We start from the raw sequence: 22,858 nt of genomic DNA, 5'->3' as shown, positions 1-22,858 counted from the left end.
AAATTATCTCTGTAATATTTTTTAAAACCCATAGTTGACATTTTTACTGAATAAAATTATCCTTTTTGAGGTGACATTTTCACAGACTATTGACACTGGTAATTTGGCAAACCAATTCCCCAGGGGGACGCATTTCCCCTTTAAAAATTCTCTTCAATCCATTTATTTACATATAAGTTTTTCTGGATCATGCTCAAATCCACCCATTTTTATTCAATCCCAACTATCTTGTATTTGTCCTTTTTTCTAATAAAATCCATAGTTCATCACCTTCCTTAATTTTACAATAAACATCCTCGTGTTAAAAGCAGTCATTAATTAATGATTTTGATTTTCAAATCAAATTCAAAGAGCAGCCTCACCAGTTTATACCTTCTTATATCGTATTTCTCCTTAAATATACTTATAATGCCCCGCTGGCTGCAGATCGGGAAGGTCTAACTTTCGCTCTAAAACCAAATAGCTCCGTATATCATAGCAAAGATCGCATTTTCCTGCATATTCAGATTTAGGCTTGTAATCATACTCTTTTATTGCCAGTTCCACCAATCCTCCTATACCAATGGACTCCAAGCTATATAACACCCTATATTTGCCCGGGTCAGCCCCGTGTGACACTTCACTTAAGTTTATTGAAAGGCCTGGACACGACTGCGGAATGAAGTTACCATACAGATCAACATGAAAATGGTAAATACCTGATAACAATCTGCATGGCTTAGATTCTTTTAATATTTGTTCAAAAGGCTGCTTCTTCATCATCGGTTTATACGTCTTTAAAGCTCGCCCTTTCAAGTTAAGTCCATATCTTCTTGGCAGTTCTAACAGATAATTCTGCCCAAAAAACCGGGCATACTCATCAAGGGAATGGGGTTTGCGGTCATCCATTGCATCCAGATCAGCCCAAAAATCCATCAGCCACGGAAATACACCCATGTTTACTTCTGAACAAGCCGCCATTAAAGCTTTTACCTTCCAAAAGGGTATATATTCATTGTGGTATGGATCTATAGATATAAGCAGCGTATGTACACCATATTTCATTAGTTCCTTAAGAATAATTTTTGCAGATACCTCATCCCTGTACCAAGATGCATTGGTCTCAATATACTCTATATCAATGTTGTTTCTTTGAGCAGACTCCAGGACAGCAAAAATTTTGTCAGGCTGCAGAAGCGGTTCACCACCACCAATATGAACATAATGGCAGCCTAAACTCTTCAGAATAGAAAATATCTCATCGGCCATGGATGGGGTCATATAATCGTTTGGCCATTCCGGGGAACTGGCATAACAACAATGCTTACACTTTGATGAACATTTGTAATTTGTAATTACTCCTCCCGACACAAGGCAATCAATTTTAAGCACAGCCGACCTCCTCCCTGTATCTATACTTGCCAAAATCAAATCTTATACAGTACGTTGCTGTAATTGGCCTCGCACCTGTACCTAAACATCTTCTTTCCTCCAAATCTGTCAAGACACTTTTCAACTCAATCTTTATTCTAACATAACACTCGTCTTCAGTTAAATACCTGAATTTAATCGGCATGAGATTACCCTGCCAGTCAAACCAGGCAATTACTTCTGTTTGTGTGTCTAAATAAAAAAGGAACTGCAAGTTTGTTGCAGTCCCACTAATTGCAAAAGTTTATCCATAGCAGATCAAAATCTTCAGTCTCGAGGGCTTCAGCTATGCTGTCCATCAATTCAAGCTGCTTCTTCCAATCCCCCTTTTTCCGTAATAAGACGGCTATATCTATGTCACTTAAATCCGTGGTCTTTCCCGTAGCATATGACCCGTAAATATATGCCGCTACAATTTGGGGATCTTTTTCGAAAACCGCAGGGAGCTTTTCCACAACTTTAACTAATATATCTTTTGGCAGCTTTTTGCCGAATTTTATCATAACCTTCTTCCCTTCATCATAACCGAACGCAGGAGACTCCATCTTCTTCAAGATGGAGAGGAATGCGCTCTTCCATCCTTTCTAACATTAACGTCTTTGCCCTTTCTACAAGTCTTAACCTGCTATGTTTTGCACTGTCATGTATCTTCTCACCTGAAAGATTTCTTACAGCAAAATACCCGCTACTCCTTAAACCCGCTATTATCCCAATTATGCCTTCGTATTCTACTCTGTCATATCGCCTAAAACCATATGCCTCCTTAATCGTGTTAACAGGTCTTACCCCACCTTTTATGAAATTTGCCCTGTGCAATGACCTGTTCTGTCTCCTTAAAAACTTCCCTAAGTACCATTCTTTAACCCTTTCCTGTAAAGTTCCATCAGATATAACAAATGCATCGTTTCTGTGCGACTTTGTCATACCACAACCCAACCGTTTCGCCTTCGTTATACTCCCATATGTCACTTCCACAGAATAACGCTCTCTTAATCTGTTAACTATATACCACCCTATCGTCGCTACATGCGCCGCATCCTTGAGCAGCTTGATTTTCTCAATCTTCGACTTAGGTATCTTTATCCTGCCTTCATGCACCGCTTTGTGCTCCTCCGCGGTCAGTACTATTAAATTGCTGGGCGTGTCTGTCCCCCCTTCGCTTCTCGGAACTATATGATGAACTTCTAATGTACCCCTTTTACCTGACAGTTCAGACTTGTAACCAGACCGCCATAAGCAGTATTCCCTTACATCCCAGAAGCCCTTCTGTACACCGTTCTGATAATCCTCTCCCTCTATGCCAGGATTTAGTATCTTCTGCGTGTCAAACGGCGCAACCTCAATTACTACTTTCCCTATCGGCATTATCATGCTAAGCATCTCTACTATCCTTATGTGTGCATCTACCTTCCACTGAAGGCTGGGAGCAAGCCACCCATCATCCCTTGCTCTGTTTAAAAACCTGGGCTTGCGGTAGCGTACCTTTCTATATCTTCTCATCCTCCTGTACTGCCTTCGTTCAAGCAGCAACCCTTTAATATCGTCCCTCAATTCTATCTCTGCAGAAAATATCTCTTTCTTCTCTGTAACAGCCGATACACCTGCTATTTTGGATCCTATATCCAGTCCTACTGTCACCGGTTGTGTATAGGTAGTGGTATCGTATAAAAGCTGGATTGTAAACGGTTCTCGTTTGACTACCTTTGCAAGTCGATGCTTTAAAAGCCGTCTTACCTTGCCGTATCTTTCGGTTGGCATCAGTGGTTTTCCTGTCTTTGAAATTACATACACCATAAGCGGTAAGCCTCCTTTCGGAGTTAGGTGCTCATCGCCAATGTTAGACAGGCTTGTTATGCACAGGTCACTGTCCCTACCCCTCAGGACTGTTTAAACCTGTGCGACAGAGCCTGGAGCTTGAGCAGCACCCCGGGGTGTCATGACCTGTCTAACGTAGCCCCATCAGCTTTTCGCTGGTGGCTGAGGCTAGTCAACTAAGGCTTTTTCAAGCCTCCGCTTCTATAAGCGGTGGGTAGTTGACTAACTCAACTTTGCGTTGGTAAGATACATTTTGTGAAATACAAACCAATTCCGCTACCACTTTAGTATTTTACAACAACACAGCAGCTTTGTCTGTTAATTCCTCTACATATTATACCATAATACTAAATGATAACATACCTATCCATAACCATCCAATTAAAAAGCAGTCCCCAAGGTATCCACTGTAGATGCAGAATTGTTAACCCTAGATCCATTGATAAGTACGTCAATTTAAACCATGTTAAATAATCATTATTTTTTGCTCTTTGCCAATCCTCACAACATCACTAAATTTAATGTTTCCCCCATCCTTTCTATAAGTCACCGGCACATCTTCCAGCAAAACCGACTTCACATCTCTGCCTTTCATAAAAGGCAAGCACAGCTCTTTCAAATCCAGATACCCATACAGGACTTTGAGCTCGATTTTGTCGCCTGACTTTTCAAAAATTCCCCATCCAGAATCCAGTGACCAGAATACTCTAAAGTTATCGCCACCAATGACCGGGTTAAAGCCTATAACGCCTTTAACCATATCAAACATAAAACCTGAAAAAGCCAAAAGCAACGAATAACTGGCCATGGATCTGGCATAGTTGCTTCCACACTCAAACTCATTCCATGGATTACGTTTGTATCCATCATACCTGCTGCGTATCGCTTCCACTATTTCCAAACCTTCTTTAACGAATCCCTCCTGAATGAGGTGGGCCGCTATCTGGTACTCAAAACCGTTCATGGTCTCCTGAGCATACGGCACTGGAACAGCCGGTCTCCGCCTGCCCTCCGGATAGGAGCAGATGACCACTCCCCTTTCATCGTTTAACGAAAATACCCTGCACGGATTGAAAACATCCCTCATCCTCTTAAAATTGTTTTTATAAACCGAGTAGACGGCTTTTCGAACCAGGGCTGGATCGAATATCTCCCCTAAGCCTATTAAATTGGCATGCCATTGGGCCAACACCTGATCCACAAGACATCCTTCGCCCACCTGGTATTTGATCTCGCCTTTTTCTTCATTCCAGTAGGTATCCATCGTTGTCCCGCCGACCAGGGTATCGCTTTTACCCTCATCAAACTGCTCCAAAATAGATTTATCGTTCAAATCAATGAGGTGATAATAGTATTCGCCGTTGAAGAGGTTGGAATCTACCCATTTCTTGCCGCGATGAAATATGTCTAGATACTCCCGAGCAGTGTCTTTTTCCCCTAAATAATCTGCCATCTCGGCGCCCGCTTTTAAAGCCGCCAGATAAAAACCCGTGAGCCACGAGTTAGGGCCAAAGAGCTCCATATCGAGGGTGTGGTGTTGACGCCCTGTCAAAACGCCGGTACGTTCTGGGTTCCACCTGTCCTTATTGGTTTCAGCCCAGGCGTATTCAATGGATTTCTTTACCGAAGGCCAGAGCTTACGCAGCCATTCGGTATCACCAGATACCTTCCATTCCCTGTAAACCTTCAAAACGCCGCCAAACTGACCGTCAACGCAGGGCCTAAAATCCCATCGTTTGCTCCCCAGTGGAAGCTGCAGCCTAAACGACATGCTGCCGTCTTCTCCCAGATTATACCGATATTCCAATTCACGCATAGAACGTTCCAATTTGGGGAATAAAAAGGGAAGCGCATAGGCGTAATTCCATACATGGGTACAAGAGCCCTCACAGCAACCGGAATCACAATGGCATCCTTCAAAGCCGTAAAACGAACCATCCTCCAACCGCAAACAGGTAGGCGTTTTCAGAATGGATATATTGGCCGAAATGGCGTTTATAACAACTGGTGGAAGGGTTGATGAAAATAAGGCTTCTTTAAAGCACATTGTATCCTTATACAATCGATCCCAGTTTTGAAGTGCGTATACGGCACAATCAAAAGAATCTTCAAACAAACGCGAGTAATAATTCTTCCATTGAGCCTTTCTTGACGTTTGACAACCACAACAGCTTTGTTCCTGATTTTGTTGCTTCCAGTAGTTATAACAGTTAGGATAATACCACGTCAGAACAAAGCGGACTTTTTTGTGTCCGCCCGGTTTTAAGGAAAAATGTACCGCTAGCATGCACATGTCCACTTCATTTCCCGAACCCACCGTATGGCCTGGTTTTTCATTTTTATATGTCCTGTTTTTAAACTTTCCGGGAGTATTAAGGTCACTCCAGTACATCTCAAGGTCGTCAAACCAGCTTCCTCTGTACCAGTATTCCTGATAGCTTATATCCTGCTCATCGGTAGCTATAGTCAGCTCTCCATAGCGTACATCGGCCGGCTCAACACCACGACACCCCATTCTGATCCCTTTGACCTGTCCACACTGGGTAAACTCGTTATACCCAATGGTCCGGCCGTTTATATTGCCAATGCAGGATACCACAGTGTAATCGAGGGGTTCATTTGACGTGTTCTCCACCTGTATTTCAAAGAAAGCCGCTGGCAAACTTGAGTCCTTATCATTGAGAGGTATAAAAGGGTTGAATGCTGTCATGGTCACTTTGCCCGGAAAAGTATCATCTACAAACGTGATACTGGCAAACGGGAACTCCCCTCTGAATTCCGCGTCCCTGAAATGCGGCACTCCAGATAAATAAGCCCTTGGCGGCCCAAAACCGAAGCTCTTAAAATGCGGCTCACCAAAACTACCCGAATAAGGAGGATGCAGGTCGCTATTTAAGACCCTTGCATCAATCACCTGGCCACCCTTTTCCACCTTTACAGCAAAGTGGGAATAACCATTATAGCTGCCTTTGTTGGGACGATTCCTAATCTCTCAATCAATTAACCTGCCGTTACCGGCCAGGCCAATGCATCCCGTACCTATTCCCCCTAATGGAAAGGAGATCTCATTAAGCCTTTCTTTGGTGTACAAGAAATATGGATTGTTCATAAGTTAAACGCCTCCTTTTCATTTTTTATGTACCCCTACTGTAATGAATTAGTTGGGGGTCAAATATTATCAACCTTTTAATCCACCTATACTGATACCTTCTATTAGATATCGCTGTCCAAATATAAGAAACAAAAACGGCACAACCGTTGTCAGCATGACTCCAGCCAAAACGGACGATTGATTGCCAGTCCCTAACATTCCGCGTAACACCGTCATACCCAATGGCAACGTCATTTTAGCGGTATCATTGATGAAAATCAAAGGACGATAAAAGTCATTCCACGAGCCGATAAATGTGAGCAACCCTATGACTATCAAAGAAGGTCTGCACATCGGTAAAATTATATGCCAGTACGTCCAAACCCTCATATTCTTTCAATAAAATTAACTATCTTGCAACAGTCATATAATATCCCTGAAGCAGCGTACCATCGCCGAGATAAAAATGTTTACTTTCAAATGTACCTATATAATCTTCACCAAGCATTTTATACAGGTGAGAACGGATGCTAAACTGCGGAAGCTTTCCTATGATGTGCTCGCCATCAAATAGAAAGCCTACCTGTACCGGTGCTGCAAAACTTCCATCCGCTGTGAAGTCTCCCCCGGAACTGACTGCAACCAGTATCGCCATTTTACCACCCAGCGCAGCTTTTATATCATCCGAATCAACGGCAAAGCGCACAGGCGCCCTTGTAAGAGAAGGCATACCATCATAATCGCCCGATGCCGCTCCCGTGTGAGGCAAATTGTAAATAGCAGCCGTTCTTTTATCCGTATATACATTAACAAGCCTACCCTTTTCAATCAAAGTATAACGGTCGTTTTCTAGCACCACGCCTTCCATATCAAAGAAAGGCTCGGCTCTGTATATTGGAGACATGTTCTGTTCAATGGTAATTTTTTCGTTAAAGAGTTTCTCGCCCATTTTATTGCTGAAAATGGAACCGCCGGTTGCATATATCTCACCATTCAGCGAACGTGACAGGAAACGTAGCAGCTCATGGAACTCAAAAGTAAACACCAGCAAAGTATCCCCCTCAGGCAGGGAAACTTCATTTCGATAGGCCTCGAGAAGTTCACTATTAAATGCCCAGAACTTATCGAGGTCAAAATTTCTGCCATAATACTGTAAAAAGCCATCAATCACGTTAGCGGATTTTCTTTCCTTCAATATCAGTCCGAGGGTTATATAAGAATCCCTATATTCAAGGTCCAGACCCCGAGTGTTTTTCATCTGCCAGCTTATTTCCCTGGTCAGCATACTTTCACTGAAATCAAAATCGGAATACTCTGTTCTGAGCTTTTCAAGTATTCCCTCCGCACATTCGAGCAGCTGGTCTCCGCTCACCCTGTTTTTCCCATAGTCACGGTGGTCCTTAAGATTTCCCGATAGTTCGTAGGGATAAGAAATGCCAGCATCCAGATTTTGTACAGCATTCTCAATGAGAACTTCATCCGGAACCTCGCCTACAGCACCCGAGATGCCTATCTTGCCATCCTTGTATACCCTGACACCCTTTTTTACAATATCCTTCATGCGCACGGCGTTCACCCTGGTGTTTTGAATTTTGACCGCTGTTTCCCTTTCATTTATTGTGATAAATTCTTTTTCCATCATTATTCCTCCCACTATCGTACGGTTAGAATTAAATCCAAAATTTTAAGGTTTTCAAAAGAAACCACTGTCCTGTCACTTTCCCACCTCATTGCACAGTTAGCTTTCGCACCCGTGTGTAGGGCCCTCCAAAACCCACCGGAAGAGGATACTGCTCCATCTTGCCGCAACCTCCCCCTACAAAGCTCATCAGCTCAAATTCTTCACTGACCGCATCCACTTCCGCCAGGGTTTCAAATACATTGCCGGTTATAACGGATACCTTAACGGGAGTTGTAATGTTACCATTTTCAATTTTGTACGCCCGGGAAGGTGCTATAGTAAACGTGGACATTCCCGAGCCGTGTCTGACGGTCTCCACATAAATGCCTTTATCTATTTCAGCAATAATATCCTTCACAGGACGATCTCCCTTTTCAATGTATGTAGTTGTCATGCGAACAATGGGTTCAAATTGAAAGTTTATCGCCCTTGCATTGCCGGTAAGAGGCTCTCCCAACGCAGCGCTGGTTGCAGCGCTGTGCAGCCTGCCCATCAGCTTTCCGTTTTTTACGATATACGTCTTTTTACCTCTAGTTCCTTCATCGTCATAGGGCACATAGCCATTACCGAACTCCAGGCCGTCATCGACTATGGTCAGCAAATCCCGCCCAATAGTCTTGCCAAGGGCCCATTCAGCCTTCATGGTTTCGTCCCCCACCATGAAATCCGATTCACTTTTATGCCCGAAACTTTCATGAGTAAACACCCCTGTGGCCTCAGGGCTCAGCAGCACCGTGTATATGCCCGGCTCTATGGGCACCGCCTCCCTTACGAAAGCAACGCTTTTTTCAATTCTTTCTTTAAAATAATCCTCAAGTCCTCTAAGCTCATCAAAACGTATCGCAGCTTTTGAAACGACATCCGAGTTTTTATTATCGCCGCAGGCAAGCTCCAGATTTAAACGAATACCGCATGTCTGTTTATCAAAGGTAACCGCGGTTCCCTTTGAAGAATAAATAGATTTAATCGTTTTGTTGTCAACGTAGTAAGAAGTATGATGCACGATTTCCGGATAATCCAGGAGTTTTAAATATTCTTCCAGCAGTGCCTGCTTTTCTGCTGCTGGAACATCTGCAATTGAATCCCTCTCATGCTGAATAATCCTGTCCCTGTTGACTTCGAAAGCCTTAACGATTGGATGCTCCATAATACTCGGATTCGGTGTGGCCATCCGGGCCAGAGTGTCTATGCACTCCTGCACACGGCTTAAGTCGGTCAAGGAGCTGTAATACCACCGGTTGCCATCAAAAACCCTGATAAAAGCTCCTTTGTTGCTGCGGACCTTTTGCTCTTGAAGTACATTTTCTTAAAGCTGATCTTCGTCTCAAATGTCTCTTAAATACGAACGTCAACATATAAACCTTCAGGGAAATTATACATGTTTTCGCCTCCTGTGCAATTCTAATGGGATAGTTATTATCAATTGTATCATAATTTCAGTGTTTCAAGTATATAATAATTTTTGCAATGTTTATGGAAATTGCACGAACTACAAACTGTATTCTGTCCCACGAAAATTCCAGCATACAAGTCCTCTTTAATGAGAGCAACTTTTTGCTGTAGTTCTACCAAAATTATGGTCAAATTTTAACACCGCCGCCGTCCTCCCGGTCTTCCCGATAATATAGCATCCCTTTCAAGCAAGGTGAACCGCTTACTTATAGATAGATTCAACATAAATAGATTCAGCACTAAATACCCCGTATCCCAAAGAAGTCTTTGCACCAATTCCGTGTTCACAAAGAGCGTTGATAAATAAAAGAGAAGCTTTTCTGAGAAGGTCGAAACTTTCATTTTTCCTTATTCCCAAATAGAAAACAAATTTCGTATCTTCTACAGCTAAAAACTGTATTGGTTTAGGCTGTTGCCAATCCCCGGGATGTTTCGACTTGGAATAATAGTCCGGATAGTGTGGGTTCATTATATCTATTTTTAGATTAATATTTCCAGAAGGATAAGCATCTAAGAATATTATCTTTCCCTGATTTTTTCGCGTGCCAAACATATCTACTGTTTCAGAAAATGCGATTCTCTCTAGCCGGTAATTCTCATCGTTCTCGAATTTACAAATAATGCTTATACCTAAGTTTTCACCATGCTCCAAAGATTGAGAAACAACTTTTACTGCTTCTTCAAATGGCGTTTCTTTTTTACCAGGTAAAGTTTTATACATCTCAGCAAACTTTAAAATTGCCCAGTGCCTCATAACCCCTTTCAAAGCACTACCGGGTATATAGGGTATACCATAAATATGATGTAAAGTCATAGATGTTTCTTGGGGATGAGGAGCTCCAAGGCCTACAATAAGCCGCCAGTTGATTTTACCCTCAACCTTTTGAATTTTATAACCACTACTTTGTAAATCCTCCACCATTTTTTCTATTTTGCTTAAAAATGGGAAATCCCCTTTTTGAATCTCTTCATTTAGCTTTTTCATCTCCTTAGTTACAAGCTCAAGATATTTATATTTGTTCTCTCTATTTTCTTCTCCTTTAGTTATCACTTTCTTCAAGATTTCTTCATGAGTTAAGGTCTCAGTTATTTCATCTTTTTTATAGTTCATTGTAACGGGAATTAATTTGCCAAAAATAAGCGCTGGATTTTTAAGAAAAGTAGACACCTGAATTTCATTGCGCATTATTTCTCGAGTCTCCTTGGGGGTATAGAATACGCATACTTTCTGGATTTTCTCATTATTTTTCATTTTTAGACCCTTCCCCTTCCTCAATCATCCCCTCTGCAAACCTCTTTAACCAATTCATAAACGCCAAAATTTCTTGAGTAATAAATCGATATTCCTTTAAATGGCATGAAATTACCCATTCCACTAAATCTTTATTTTCGTCCATCTTAATGCGCGTAGAAATCTCACTTTTTAAATAATCGGAAATCTGGTCATAGAGTATCTTATAAGCATTTTCCTTTTTTTCGCCGCTATTCCCTTCCTTTTTCACATTCATCTTTGCCTTAATAAAGGCCAGCGTCTGTCCTAATCCATTGGTTAAAATCATAATAGGAATTTTTTCAGTATAAGAACGATAATTATTTAATTCTTCTTTTGAAAGCACTCTAGTTGCATTTTCCACACATTCATAAGCAAAGTAAGCTCGACCTTTTTCTAGTTTATTAATTTGGGTATTTGCTCCCATCTTCTATCACCTCACTTCAAAACTTGAATACGCGTAATTCCCTTTCCTACAGTTTGATTTCCACCTATCTGAATGATAGTAGGCACTCCTTTCTCAAAATATTCAATCACTCTTTTAGCTTCATCTTGAGAAGAACTCCCTTCGAAAGGCCCTTTTTCGTCTTTCTCCCTAACTCTAAGGGGTGAAGCCATAGCGGTAGAATACAAAATAGTATCCGGTGGTAGATACTCTTCATACCACAAATTCTTAGCAGTGCCCTTCGCATCGTCAATAATTGTCCTAGCTACTATTTCAGTAGAAGTAGTGACAAAATGTTCAAAATCATCATTTTCCAGGATAATCAAGTCTTTTTCCAATTTTTTTCTCCAAAAATTATAAGACGTATCTGTTTCTTTCTGCGGAAAAATTCTTGAAGCAAACCAACAGGCAAGTTTTTTAGTTTCCTCATCTCTTGCCAATTCAAAAGTAAACTCTTCAAGAATGACAGACACCTTATTATTCTCATTTTCTTTAACGAAAATTTTGGAGTCAGGCGGACACGTTCTTTTCTTTATTGATGGAAAATTACGCATATCCACACCAGCAATTTCCATATCTTCTTTAAACCTTTCAAGAACCATTGGACAAGTAACCCATGCAAAGATTCCTTTTAGGGATTTTACAGGGAAAAATAAAATCCTAGCATCTGTAAAAGCAAGACAACCGGCATGTTCATCACCGTTGGTAGGTCCAAACACAAGTTTAACCCATTCCTTTATCTTTACATCATCATTTCCTATTTTTACTGCTCTTTCCGATCTCTCAAATGCTTCTCTCATGCACCCCTTTATCCCAGAACCTTCAATCTTGGGAAAACCGGTATGCTTTTCTCTTTGAATAGGTAAATCCACAACCCCTATTTCACTTCCACTCCCTGGATGAAGCGAAGTTTCTGCAATTAAGAAAAATGGTCTAAAAGCCTGAAACATTTTTAGCCCTCCTCCCAGCTTATTAATTTAGCATTCCGCTTTTTTACCTTTCTTTTATTATTTTCCATAGCTTCGAATTTGCCTTTATATCTTCAAATTTGACCGTTTCTCCTTTTACATTTTCTAAATAGTACCTGTAATCACCGTAATCCTCGAAGGTTTTATAAATATAAATTCTACCATCCTTTTCAATGTAAAAAATACGATAACGATTATTACCGTCATCATAAACATAGTGTCCGTTTTTTAATTCCGTTTTTCCTTCCCTTATTTGCTTGTCCCAAAACTTGGTTTGCAATATCTTCTTTATATTTAACTGTTTTTCAATCTCCCTTTGGGTCTCCTCAGAAGCATAGTAGAAAAAGTACTTTTCTTTGTATTTCTCCCAAAAGATTAGCCCAAATGAATTCAAATACAAAAGTTTACCTTCCACTTCAATTAAGCCTTCTAGCTCTTTTTTTACGTTATAAGGAAGTTCTTCTTCTCTTTCAATGATACCCTCTTTATTAAACTCCAAAAACAGGTCTTCGTATTTTTCAAAAAGATCCCATTTGATATCTAGCGGCAAATAAGGAATTTCAATCAAAGCGTCCGTATCTTCAAATATGTAGAAAATGGGACTCTTATTTACCTGGCCTAATATAGTAAGATAAGGAATAGTGGCTTTATAACCTCCAGTTATATTTATAATTACATTGTCACCCCATCCACTTGTTGCTATTTCATCATAAAACTTATGTATAAGATTATTCATTCCTATGATGAATTTCTCATTATCTTGTATTTGAAGGTTATTTATGCAATCAGGTTTTTTAATCTCCGAATCTTTAAAAATTTTCATATTTTGTAAAACATCTCTTATAATCTCTGCAGCCAATTTACCCATTGCCGTATCGGAATAAAGAAGATAAACTTCAAAATCTTCCTTAAATCTCTCTTTAAGCTTTACAAGGCTTTTTATTTCAGCAGAAAGTTCTTCTTTATCAGATTCCGAAAATTCAGAAATCCATTTTTCAAGCTTGGATTTTATTCTCTTTATGCGAGGGTCATTTTCCTTATATTCCTCTGCCGCTTTTTCCTTTAAATCCTCCATATCATTACCAAAATATTGATCATCAATTTCCCTTACGTAATTTTCAAAAATTGAAGTACCCACCATCGTCACTACTTTTTTCATACTTTCACTCCCCCCACTATGGAAAGTCCAAAACCTTCCTCTGAATTTACGTCAGAAATATTTTTAAAATGAAAAAGCTCTTTTATTTTGTATGCAGCCTCTTTTAAGTCATCCTCCAACACCTTAAAATAGTAGACGCTGCCGGCCGGTACGGCTTTTCTCATAGGCTTGGGCTGCCCTCTATAAATATCCCATCCGCCAACTGGTAAAGCCCTTCCTATAGCACAAGCCATAAGTTTCAACTTGATCTCTAACCCATTATATTCATACTTTCCTTCATAGTCGTCGTTTTCATCAATCCACCGAGGAAGCCACCCTTTTTCAAAAATAGCAGGAGTTGCAAGGTAAAGTTTAAAGTATCCATTCCTCAAATCGAATTCCATTCTTCTTAAGTCCTCAAGCTCTGCGACACCCCCATCATCACCATTTTTTAATTTCTCAAACTTTACTGCTTTCCCTTCACCCCCCAGTTGAAAAACCCCTTCTTCCGGAAAATCTTCCACTCCTTCTACTTCTGCAATTAAGGCTACATCTTTTTTAAGTCTAACAAGAGAAATTCTGTACAAATATCCTTCCTCGGAAGTTAAAGTATATGGATCCCTTTTTATGCCCACCTTCGGTTCCAAAACAAACAATTCACTCTTTTCCCTATACATTCTCTTTAAATTTCTTTTTCCTCTAATCTCAAAAATATCCTTTTCACCTTTTAAATACTTTTTAAATCCCTCTACAGTTAGCCAGTAATCCGTCGTTTCAGCCTTTTCATTCTTTTTCCAAACCAGTATATCAGAAAGTTTATAATCGCTTACCATTAGAGGAGGCTTCTTTAAATAATCCAGGCAGTATAACTTTCCTTTTTCAGAGTCCTCCACCACATCTTTGGGAGCTAAAAACAAAGGATTTTCATTGTTGTTGCTGTAAAGAAAAATTCCTTTTAATTTTAAACTTCCCTTCTGACAAGGCGTACCTACTACCCTTTTTACATCTTCTTTAAGCAACCCATTGTAAAAATCTTCTAGTTTTCCGTACCGAAATATTAAAAAGCTTCTTATCGCGCTGTACAATGTACCCGGAAATGGCGGGAAAACAGCATCGGCCCAGGAATTCTCCCCCATTGTAAAAGGTCGTCCACTTCTGAAAAACAATGTATCCAAGGGAGTGATTTTTAAAAACACCTCACTATCCCTCCTTCCCCGCTACAAAGATGGAAACTTCTATTAAGTTTAAAAAATTAGTAAGATTTTGAGCTTCATCTTTTTCAAAGAGTTGAAATAACCTGTTGGAAATTTCTTCTGCGATTTTTCTTCTCTCTTCCTCTTTACCGCCAGTTATACTTCTTTGTATCACTCTTTTCAACTCCACTTTAAATAGCTGTGGATCTTCCATGAATCTGCCATTGTTGTTTATTAGATTCTTAAATTCTTCTTTTAATGTATAAATAACCTTGTTAGAAATCCAAATTCCGTTTTCTTCTTTTTTGAAATACTTTGCTGTCTCAGACAAAAGGTTTATTACATCCAGATTATCAAATCTCCACTTACTCACTGCCACCCTCATTTCCCCAGAAGATTTCATGAGAGCAATGGCAAACCCATCCTTTCCCTCCATCTCCTTTGCCTTATTTATCATTTCATTCACCCTATCAAGTACTATTTTCAAGGGCTCCTTATAATGGGCAATGACAATGCCTGCAGACGCACCGGCATTCTTGCCCATTGTTAAAATTATTTCTCCCTCTTTTTCTACAAATCCTGTATCATTGTTCCAATCCACTTGTATCCGGCCATTTTCAAATTTTACGTGACCGGAAAAAGCTGCCCTTAATTTCTCCATCACCTGGAATAAATCTTTAAGATTTATAAAAGCCAGTACGTCGTCTCCTCCAGAATACACAAGCTTCCCTGTATGTTCTTCTTCCACTATTCTTCTTACCAGCTCTATTGTGTAATTTCTTAATGCGGTAGAAATAGAAGAGTGAATGGCGGGGGTAAGCAAGTTTTGTTTCCTATCCAATTCAGCGTGGGTGGTATCCCGAAATTCCTGCAGTTTCTCGCCTGATAACCATTTCCCCATATCATCTCCATCCAATTTTATCAGCGCATAATAAGGACTAGAGGTACCTGTTTTTTGGATAATATTTTTTAATTTGCACTTCAAATTTTCTATCTCTTCGTTTGTAAGCTCAAGCCCTAATTCCTCTTTTATCCTCTTTTTGGTAAGGTTGCTCTCAAAAAACCACTCTCCCTCAATATTTTCTATATTTCCTTTTTCAAATAGCTCCTTTAACTTGGGTAAAGGTTTGACTTTTAAATTATAGAATTTTTCTCCTAAAACATTTTTGAATTCTTCAACATAACCGTTAAATTCTTCCTTAGCTCTCTTTAATGCCTCTTCCTTAAAGTCAGAAGAAGCTACCTCAGCGGTAGATGGAAAATTAAAATCTCTAAAAGCAGAGACATATTTAAACTTATCCCCTAAATATTTATCTAGAGCCCTTTTTACAAAACACACAGTGCAAAGTCTCTCTTTCTCACTTATGTACTTCCCAACTTCAATCCTGCCAACCCCCGCTTTTATCCAGCCTTCCCTTTCCCCGCATACGTGGCATTTTTTGTTATACTCTTCAGATTGCTCAAATTCCCTCAGATTCTTTCTGGCACCAACAAACTTTTCTAACGCGGTGTAAGCTAATTGATAAGAAATACCTGTATCGCCTTCTTTTAATCCTTTAACTTCTTCAATAAAATCTTGAAAAACACTCGGGCTGATGTTCTTGCCTTCTTTTTTCAAAGGAATAGCTACCCAGTAAATTTCAGGAAAACTTCTTATTTGTTTCTCTATTAATTTAGATTTCTCCACATATTTATCCAATCCAAAGTTTTTCAAAATTTTGGCTATAATTTCATTCCACTCTTCTTTTATCCTTTTTGTAACTTCGTCGGCTATCTTTTTAATCTTCTCAGACTCACATTCCGGCAAAATTGCCACGAACCTATTGGGGACAGTAGCCTGATCCGTATAAGAGGACTGAGAATTTTCAATTTTCAAACCTTTTTGTTCAAGCAACAAGTCTACAAGGGGTTGTTTATAAAGGTCAGGATAGATTATATTTGCAGGAGCGTACCTCTCCGCTATTTTTTCAATTCCTACCAATGTCAAATATGAAAGCAAAAAGCTTCCCGAAAAGAAATCCTGCGTCTTACGGGCCTGAGCAATAAATGACTGCACCGGCCCCAGAGTAAAAAGGAATAAAGAAAGGGAAGCGCCTTGAAATGCGCTGGCAATTTTAAGATGTTCCCATATAGAATAGTTATCCTTTGCGTCAGCAGGAAATTGAGAGAGATACCTCTTTGCATTTCTATTTAGCTTTTGAACAATTAAATCATACAGGTTGCGCCACAAGTAAAAAAGCCCATCTTTCTCCGAAAGATTATTTACTTTTTCCGAAATCTCATCAAAGACTTCCTCAATAGTAGAAAAAATAGTATCCTTTTCTATGGAATCAATTTTTATTTCTCCGTCGCTTAAAGGATGTCTAATTACATCAACATCAATGTGCTTATCAATAAGTTCAAGCAGAAAGCTTTTAAATTTAGAAGCAAAATCATTCATATAAGGATGCCTCCCTGACATTTTTCAAACTGCTTAAACCTCATTATCTGCCATTTTTTGTTTTATTATCTTGTAAAACTTTTCTAATTCCTCTACATGTTCCCCTTTTATCCGTTCGAAGATTTCTCTTGATTGCTCGTGAGTATAGGTGTGGACAAGCAAATTTCTATCTTCAATCATTCCAAACCAGGCCTCTTCATTTTCAATAAGGTCATTGATAAAAGCCTGCTTAAAAGCCTCACGGGGGCTCCTTACAATTATCCCTAAATCCGCAAGATACTCTTTCATCAGCTTCCAAGCCAGCTCATAGCAAAGCTCAAATCTTTTTATGGTTCCATCTATACTTAAATCGTCCTCTGCCACTTCCGTTGCCGTCTTAAGATTTTTAATAGCTTTTTCAAAATCGTTAAAAAATTTCTCAATCCTTTCTCTCATAAAGTAAAACTCCTTCCCTGCATATCTTATCTTTGAATTCTTTGTTGACTTTTTTTAAATTGACAATATCAAAAGGCCCAATTATATCCATGGCTTCCACACTTTTGTCCGAATCAACCGCAATATCTACGTCTGACTTCTTTTTAAAGTCCCCTCTTGCTCTTGACCCGTATAAATATATCCTTTCTGGTTCAAGACTTTGCTTTATTTTATCTACAATTTCATTCAGATAGTCGGGAACAGACAATAATCTCTCCTCTCCATTGCCTCTTAATTGTAACCAAAACTCTTCAATAAGACCATAGTCTGGCTTTTGAGTTTTGCCCTTAAAGCCTAACACAACACGTTCTGGTAGAAATTGCCCCGCTAACCTTATGACAAGCCAGTAATACACGCCATTTGCTCTGATAAGCTTTATTATAACGGGAGAGGCTCTCCTCTGGAATTTTTCTAAAACTTTTTGATCAGCTTTTTTCACTCCAATAACCGTCCCGCCACTGCGATGCTTTACAGGTAGGCCAAAGATAGCGCTTTTAAATACCTGTCTTCTAGCATTCACTCTAAAACCTTCGAAGATGACTCCAATATCATTAAGAGCTTCCTTCCACGACGGGTGGCCATTTCTGCTTATTATAAAGCGTGAAATACTTAAGTTACTGTACCCTGAAGCAAAATTGGTTTTATCAGAACCATTTATGATCTCTTTGGCTATCTGAAAATTTGTGGTTAACCACTCTGCCACTTCTTGAAAATTTTTTCCTTTAGGAATGAAATCAATAAAAACAGGCTTGTCCACCTCTGTTACTACGATATTGCCCCCACCTCTTCTGCTTCGCGTTCCGAAACCACCCAAATATATGGCAAGCCATAATGAAGCTAATGCATGATTTAGATACTTTTCTTCAAAGGCACCAAGTTCAATATAAAAAGTGGAACCTTCTTTTATGTATTTTTTCTTTTTATTTGGCAATATGGTAGAGTACAAGAGATATTTTATACCCAATTCTAAATTTCCCAACCTTAATTCCTCTTGTGTAGAAATATTCCCCTGTAAAACTCTTATCCATACCTTGCTCCTTCCCTCTCGTTTTCCTACTCCACCAAAAATTTCACTCTCTTTGTCTTTAAGCTTGTCGATATCATCCAAAGCTCTCGCCGCTCTCCACCAAAAGCGCATCATTCCCTTAAATTCGGAAGGCCTTATCTCGAGAGCATTTCCATCTACACCTGACATAAACAAAGGCGTTATCACTTCGCATTTCAGCTTTACATTATACATCCTTCTTCCCTTCTCTCTTATATTTAATCAAGCCGCCATTCATTCCCCAATTAAAATTGGGAGCACTCTGGCGGAAATTTTGTAAAAACTCCCCGAAGAGCATTAATAAACAGTCTGTCCAATTTTTTAAAATCCCTGGCCTTAAGCCCATACAACATAATAACATATCACTTTTTGTCGTTTACAAACACAATAACCTTTTCTCAATTTGCGGTAATCAAATTAGCGTACCAGTAAATTCCTCTGACGTTTCCAAAGAAAACGATTGTATTTTTTCAAAATCCTCCGCCGCCCTTTTTCTTTCAAAGATCACCTTCCCTACTTTATCAATGTGCTCTTTAAGATCCTTATGGTCCAAATGCGTGTAATCTACTATGTCAAAAAAGTATGGTAAAGGCCCCTGTTCTTCTAACATTGAGTGAACAGCAGATACGGTGTCAAATGTTATATTTTCTCCATAAATAGCTATATCTACATCTGAACCAGGTTTAAAGTCGCCTTTAGCTCTTGAACCAAATATTACAGCTTTTTCAATTTCTGAAAATTCACTTATAACTCTGACTATATAGTCTATGTCCGATTGACGTAATCCAAAATCCATTATAATTCCCCCAGCTTAGCACAGAGGTCTTTGATTATCTTATAGTATTTCGTCCTTATTAAAACTTCTGCTTCCATTGCTCTTTTTTCATCATATGTATGTGCCATCAGGTTTCTTTTTTCTAATGCATCAATCCATGTGTACCCGTCTTCAATTAACTGTATTTGAAAAGTAGTTTTTATTGTTGATCTAGGGTTTTGACATCAAAACCCTCTTGCTCCAGATAATATTTCATGGTTTTCCAGGCCAGTTCAAAAGTATATTCAAAACACTGAATTAACCCTTAAACTTCAAACTTGTTCAATTGACCCTTTTCAATAAACTCTGTTAGTTGTGCAGTACTCCCCTCCATTCATCGATCTCTTTTGGTGTATAAACGATCAAATCTACCGGAATTTTAATACCCCGCAGGTACTTTTTTATCTCTTTCACTCTTTCATGCCTGGGTAGAACGCTTTCTTTGATTACAAGAATATCTAAATCACTATCCTCGTCAGGCTCACCATAGGCATACGAACCAAACAATACCACCTTTTCAGGCTGCACATTTTTTACAATTCTTTCGACAACTTCATTGATTTTTTCTTGTGGTATCATAAGCAATCACCGTACCTTCTTAAGCTTTTGGTGAAACCTGTTCTTACAATTTCAAAGAAACTATTTTTAAAAACTCTTCTGGACTGACTGTTTTGACAGCTTGATCCGTAAATCCCTTCTTATCTCTGGTTATAATATAATCAACACCTTTACGCTTTGCAATCTGAAAGGTGACTGCATCCTCAAAATCCGTAGCTTCCATCTTTAGGGCTCTTAAAATATCCGTTTTGGTAGTACTTACTATATCAACAAGCTTAAAATATTCGGTCAGCATTAACACTCGTTCTTGCTGTGTTCTATATTTTCTCATAATATAATAAATGTCAGTTACTGATGAAGCCGATACATAAGCTTTTATATAGTTATCTTTAATCATGATCAATATTTTATTGACCGTCTCAAAAAATGGTTGCCTGTGAATCAAAAAATCAAGAGAGATATTTGTATCAAGTAATACTGTCATATTTATTTAACCTCTCTTTTCTCATGACATCTAAATCAATATCTTCAGTAACCGGTTCACTCTGCTTTATCATCTCTAATAGCCTGCTGTAAGCAATTTCTTTTTCATTTTTTGATACTGCTGTGAGTTTTGCAACAACCTTACCGTTTCTTAAAATTAGAATATCTTCTTTCTCAGAAAGCTTTATATATCTCCCAACATTATTTTTGAACTCTGTTGAACTAACCTGTATCATATCGCCCACCTCCTTTGGCCTATAATTATTATAGCTTATATTGGCTATTTTGTATACTACTGAACTTGGCTATTTTAAATAAAAATTAAAACCAAACGTTAACGCAAAATTCCAATCAAGCAAAATACGTCAAGCTATGTGTCTTTTTAGACGGTATACCCAGATATACTAAAATACACTTTTAGTGCTTTTTCTACTACCTGCTGGCAATGGAAGCGTATCAAATTCCATAGGCAATCACTCAACCTCAATTACCCGATATTCATCTTTTCCTATGAATATAAGCAGCGCTTGTTTTAAATCTTTTCTGCCTTGCAGGCCTTTGCTCTCACCATATCTCTTGAGCTGCTTCAACCCTTCTTCAATTATCCTGTCTATGCTGTTTCTTTCACCCTTTTTTATATATTTCAACTCGATTAACCACTCGTATTTTACATCCGGTATCCTTGCATCCCTTTCCAGATATATGTCTATATACCCTTCATCCGTTTCCCTTTCGCTTACCGGCCTGTAAGCCTTGCTGTTCACAAGATAGGTGAGCAAAATCAGTTTGATGTATTTTTCATCGAAGTTTATCATATCCCTGTTTGACAAAGTCTTCAGCACGTTCTGGCTTATATATTCTACGTACGGCTTTATCCTTCCTTCATATGCCATCTCCTCTATTGTCTTCCTCAACTCGTTTAGGTCAAGATCTATACTGTGCTGTTTCTTTAAGTTATTTTCGATATACTCCCACATCATTGCTTTAACTACATAATTGGGTATTTTCAAAAACAACCTCGTCTTTTCCTGCCTTTCTATGGTGAGCAACCCCATATAGAATAACAGCGAAACAAAGTACTCCTCATCATACATTCTGTCAAATGAAAATTTTGTCACTATCTCAGCTACTATCCCTTCATCTTTTATGATTTTTTCTAATAATGACCTGTTCTGCTCATTTCTAGTAAGCCTATTTAACCTTTCATAGTCTGTTTTCATGTTATCATCTATCAAATATTCCGGATATCCTCCTGTGCTTTTATACTGTGCCAAAAAATACAGAACCATATCGGGATTATAAACCCTAGTTTTAGCATTTTTATTGAATTTATAGCCATAGTATAACTCTCTCAGGTGGTGAATCAGCTCATCTTTTTTCTCCACCCCTATCTCTTCTAATACCTTCACTACTTCTTCTTCCGTGAAGCCCAACATCTCATTCAAGCTTAAATCCATTGTAACGTTTAAAGCTATGTTAAACCCACTCGTTAAATCGTCCATCATTACCGGAGATATCCCTGTTATGAACATTCTGTCTATTACCGTTTCCGTCCCTATCTTAAGCGTTTCGTAGAAATCCCTTACAAAACCTGATGCCCTGATTATTTCCTTATAAAATTCACTGTCACCCTGGGCTATTATGTCATTGGCAAAGTGGTCGTATTCATCTATAATCAGGTATATCTTTTGCTCTACTTTCTTTACTTCATTTACCAGCTGACTAACTATTGACTTTATATCCGGGCTTTTGTAGATACGTTGTTTTATCTGTTCTATATCATTAAACATATTTCGGTAATCATCCAAAAAACCACACATTGCATCGATCAGATTTTGTTTAAACGATATCTCCAACCTGTCCCTATTGCTTGTATCCAAGCCCGAAAAATCCAGCCTGAATATCATATAGCTGTTCCTCAGCTTAGTGGGGTTCTTCCCTATGTAGAGGTCACCAAACAGCCTATCGAAATCTTTCTTGCTGTTTATATCATAATAATGCTTAAGCGTAGAAAGAGGCTTTTCCCAAATCTTCTTGGCCTTATAAAAAACAGGTATTTATCGCTCATGTTTTCTATTTTCTCTATATACATCGTCTTATCGACATACAGATATCCTTCTTCGCGCATGGCCTTAAAATTGGATATACCATAAGGTATCTTCTTCATGGCTATCATCTCCATCATATCCCTAACCATAATCAATATCTTATTGACAGCCTCAAAAAATGGTTGCCTGTAAAGCAAAAAATCAAGAGAGATGTTTGTATCAAGTAATACTGTCATATTTTCTAAGCCTCTCTTTTCTTATGTCATCCAAATCAATCTCTTCAGTAACAGGTTCGCTTTGCTTTATCATGCCTAATAGCCTGCTGTAAGCTATCTCTTTTTCATTTTTTGATACTGATGTAAGTTTTGCAACAGCTTTGCCTTTTCTTAAAATCAAAATATCTTCTTTCTCTGAAAGCTTTATATATTTCCCGACATTGTTTTTAAACTCCGTTGCACTAACCTGGATCACATTGTCCACTTCTTCCGACTAATATTCTGGCCTATAATTATTATAACTTATATTGGCTATTC

21 protein-coding genes and 2 pseudogenes are annotated in these 22,858 nt (G+C 38.8%); all 23 read right to left on the bottom strand.

Going from position 1 to position 22,858, the window contains the following annotated elements; genetic code table 11:
• Positions 1-393 precede the first annotated feature (393 nt).
• The gene (locus BM241_RS07640; protein WP_025747246.1) at positions 394-1,371 is read right to left on the bottom strand and encodes a radical SAM protein; all 978 of its coding nucleotides are present in this window, start codon (positions 1,369-1,371) and stop codon (positions 394-396) included.
• On the bottom strand, positions 1,364-1,555 hold the full coding sequence (locus BM241_RS07635) for a hypothetical protein (protein ID WP_025747247.1): 192 nt from the start codon (positions 1,553-1,555) through the stop codon (positions 1,364-1,366). Before BM241_RS07635 ends, BM241_RS07640 begins: the two co-directional genes overlap by 8 nt.
• A gap of 85 nt (positions 1,556-1,640) precedes the next feature.
• Positions 1,641-1,913, bottom strand: coding sequence for a nucleotidyltransferase domain-containing protein (locus BM241_RS07630; RefSeq protein WP_169729722.1), 273 nt, complete (start codon positions 1,911-1,913; stop codon positions 1,641-1,643).
• A 16-nt stretch (positions 1,914-1,929) separates the two neighbouring features.
• Positions 1,930-3,204, bottom strand: a complete 1,275-nt coding sequence (gene iscB, locus BM241_RS07625; protein WP_092282422.1) for an RNA-guided endonuclease IscB — start codon at positions 3,202-3,204, stop codon at positions 1,930-1,932.
• A 487-nt stretch (positions 3,205-3,691) separates the two neighbouring features.
• Positions 3,692-6,139 carry a GH116 family glycosyl-hydrolase gene (locus tag BM241_RS07620; protein ID WP_207648983.1) on the bottom strand — a complete coding sequence of 816 codons (2,448 nt, stop codon included), beginning with the start codon at positions 6,137-6,139 and terminating at the stop codon, positions 3,692-3,694.
• Between the two features lie 264 nt (positions 6,140-6,403).
• On the bottom strand, positions 6,404-6,670 hold the full coding sequence (locus BM241_RS12220; RefSeq protein WP_143094072.1) for an ABC transporter permease family protein: 267 nt from the start codon (positions 6,668-6,670) through the stop codon (positions 6,404-6,406).
• A 55-nt stretch (positions 6,671-6,725) separates the two neighbouring features.
• Positions 6,726-7,955, bottom strand: coding sequence for a metallopeptidase TldD-related protein (locus BM241_RS07615; RefSeq protein WP_177206124.1), 1,230 nt, complete (start codon positions 7,953-7,955; stop codon positions 6,726-6,728).
• 88 nt (positions 7,956-8,043) lie between these two features.
• Positions 8,044-9,216 (bottom strand): TldD/PmbA family protein, encoded by a 1,173-nt coding sequence (locus BM241_RS07610; protein ID WP_242948316.1) that lies wholly within the window; start codon positions 9,214-9,216, stop codon positions 8,044-8,046.
• Between the two features lie 435 nt (positions 9,217-9,651).
• Positions 9,652-10,701 carry a type III-B CRISPR module RAMP protein Cmr6 gene (cmr6, locus tag BM241_RS07605; RefSeq protein ID WP_177206123.1) on the bottom strand — a complete coding sequence of 350 codons (1,050 nt, stop codon included), beginning with the start codon at positions 10,699-10,701 and terminating at the stop codon, positions 9,652-9,654.
• The gene (gene cmr5, locus BM241_RS07600; protein WP_092282420.1) at positions 10,691-11,146 is read right to left on the bottom strand and encodes a type III-B CRISPR module-associated protein Cmr5; all 456 of its coding nucleotides are present in this window, start codon (positions 11,144-11,146) and stop codon (positions 10,691-10,693) included. The genes cmr6 and cmr5 overlap by 11 nt, the downstream gene beginning before the upstream one ends.
• A gap of 11 nt (positions 11,147-11,157) precedes the next feature.
• Positions 11,158-12,114 (bottom strand): type III-B CRISPR module RAMP protein Cmr4, encoded by a 957-nt coding sequence (cmr4, locus tag BM241_RS07595; RefSeq protein WP_092282419.1) that lies wholly within the window; start codon positions 12,112-12,114, stop codon positions 11,158-11,160.
• A gap of 43 nt (positions 12,115-12,157) precedes the next feature.
• The gene (locus BM241_RS07590) at positions 12,158-13,291 is read right to left on the bottom strand and encodes a putative CRISPR-associated protein (RefSeq protein WP_092282418.1); all 1,134 of its coding nucleotides are present in this window, start codon (positions 13,289-13,291) and stop codon (positions 12,158-12,160) included.
• Positions 13,288-14,466, bottom strand: coding sequence for a type III-B CRISPR module-associated protein Cmr3 (gene cmr3 / locus BM241_RS07585; RefSeq protein ID WP_092282417.1), 1,179 nt, complete (start codon positions 14,464-14,466; stop codon positions 13,288-13,290). The genes BM241_RS07590 and cmr3 overlap by 4 nt, the downstream gene beginning before the upstream one ends.
• Before the next feature lie 4 nt (positions 14,467-14,470).
• Positions 14,471-16,903 carry a type III-B CRISPR-associated protein Cas10/Cmr2 gene (cas10, locus tag BM241_RS07580; RefSeq protein ID WP_177206122.1) on the bottom strand — a complete coding sequence of 811 codons (2,433 nt, stop codon included), beginning with the start codon at positions 16,901-16,903 and terminating at the stop codon, positions 14,471-14,473.
• A gap of 33 nt (positions 16,904-16,936) precedes the next feature.
• A complete protein-coding gene (locus tag BM241_RS07575; RefSeq protein ID WP_092282415.1) occupies positions 16,937-17,338 on the bottom strand; it encodes an HI0074 family nucleotidyltransferase substrate-binding subunit in 402 nt (133 codons plus the stop codon).
• On the bottom strand, positions 17,322-18,617 hold the full coding sequence (cmr1, locus tag BM241_RS07570) for a type III-B CRISPR module RAMP protein Cmr1 (RefSeq protein ID WP_092282414.1): 1,296 nt from the start codon (positions 18,615-18,617) through the stop codon (positions 17,322-17,324). The genes BM241_RS07575 and cmr1 overlap by 17 nt, the downstream gene beginning before the upstream one ends.
• 217 nt (positions 18,618-18,834) lie before the next feature.
• Entirely contained in the window at positions 18,835-19,218 is a 384-nt protein-coding gene (locus tag BM241_RS07565) for a nucleotidyltransferase domain-containing protein (protein WP_092282413.1), read from the bottom strand.
• Positions 19,218-19,495, bottom strand: a pseudogene (locus BM241_RS07560) (HI0074 family nucleotidyltransferase substrate-binding subunit). Before BM241_RS07560 ends, BM241_RS07565 begins: the two are co-directional and overlap by 1 nt.
• A 50-nt stretch (positions 19,496-19,545) precedes the next feature.
• Complete coding sequence (locus BM241_RS07555) at positions 19,546-19,815, bottom strand: nucleotidyltransferase domain-containing protein (protein WP_143094071.1); 270 nt, start codon at positions 19,813-19,815, stop codon at positions 19,546-19,548.
• Positions 19,816-19,858: 43 nt separating this feature from the next.
• Positions 19,859-20,278 (bottom strand): type II toxin-antitoxin system VapC family toxin, encoded by a 420-nt coding sequence (locus BM241_RS07550; protein ID WP_092282411.1) that lies wholly within the window; start codon positions 20,276-20,278, stop codon positions 19,859-19,861.
• Positions 20,262-20,513: a type II toxin-antitoxin system Phd/YefM family antitoxin gene (locus BM241_RS07545; RefSeq protein ID WP_051456325.1), complete on the bottom strand. Its 252-nt coding sequence runs from the start codon at positions 20,511-20,513 to the stop codon at positions 20,262-20,264. The genes BM241_RS07550 and BM241_RS07545 overlap by 17 nt, the downstream gene beginning before the upstream one ends.
• 237 nt (positions 20,514-20,750) lie before the next feature.
• Positions 20,751-22,444 (bottom strand): annotated as a pseudogene (locus BM241_RS13135) (AAA family ATPase).
• A gap of 100 nt (positions 22,445-22,544) precedes the next feature.
• Positions 22,545-22,796 (bottom strand): type II toxin-antitoxin system Phd/YefM family antitoxin, encoded by a 252-nt coding sequence (locus tag BM241_RS07535; RefSeq protein WP_092282410.1) that lies wholly within the window; start codon positions 22,794-22,796, stop codon positions 22,545-22,547.
• Positions 22,797-22,858 lie beyond the last annotated feature (62 nt).

The organism is Caldicoprobacter faecalis (genome assembly GCF_900115765.1).
GTDB lineage: Bacteria > Bacillota > Clostridia > Caldicoprobacterales > Caldicoprobacteraceae > Caldicoprobacter > Caldicoprobacter oshimai.
This window is presented reverse-complemented; position numbering and strand designations above follow the sequence as displayed.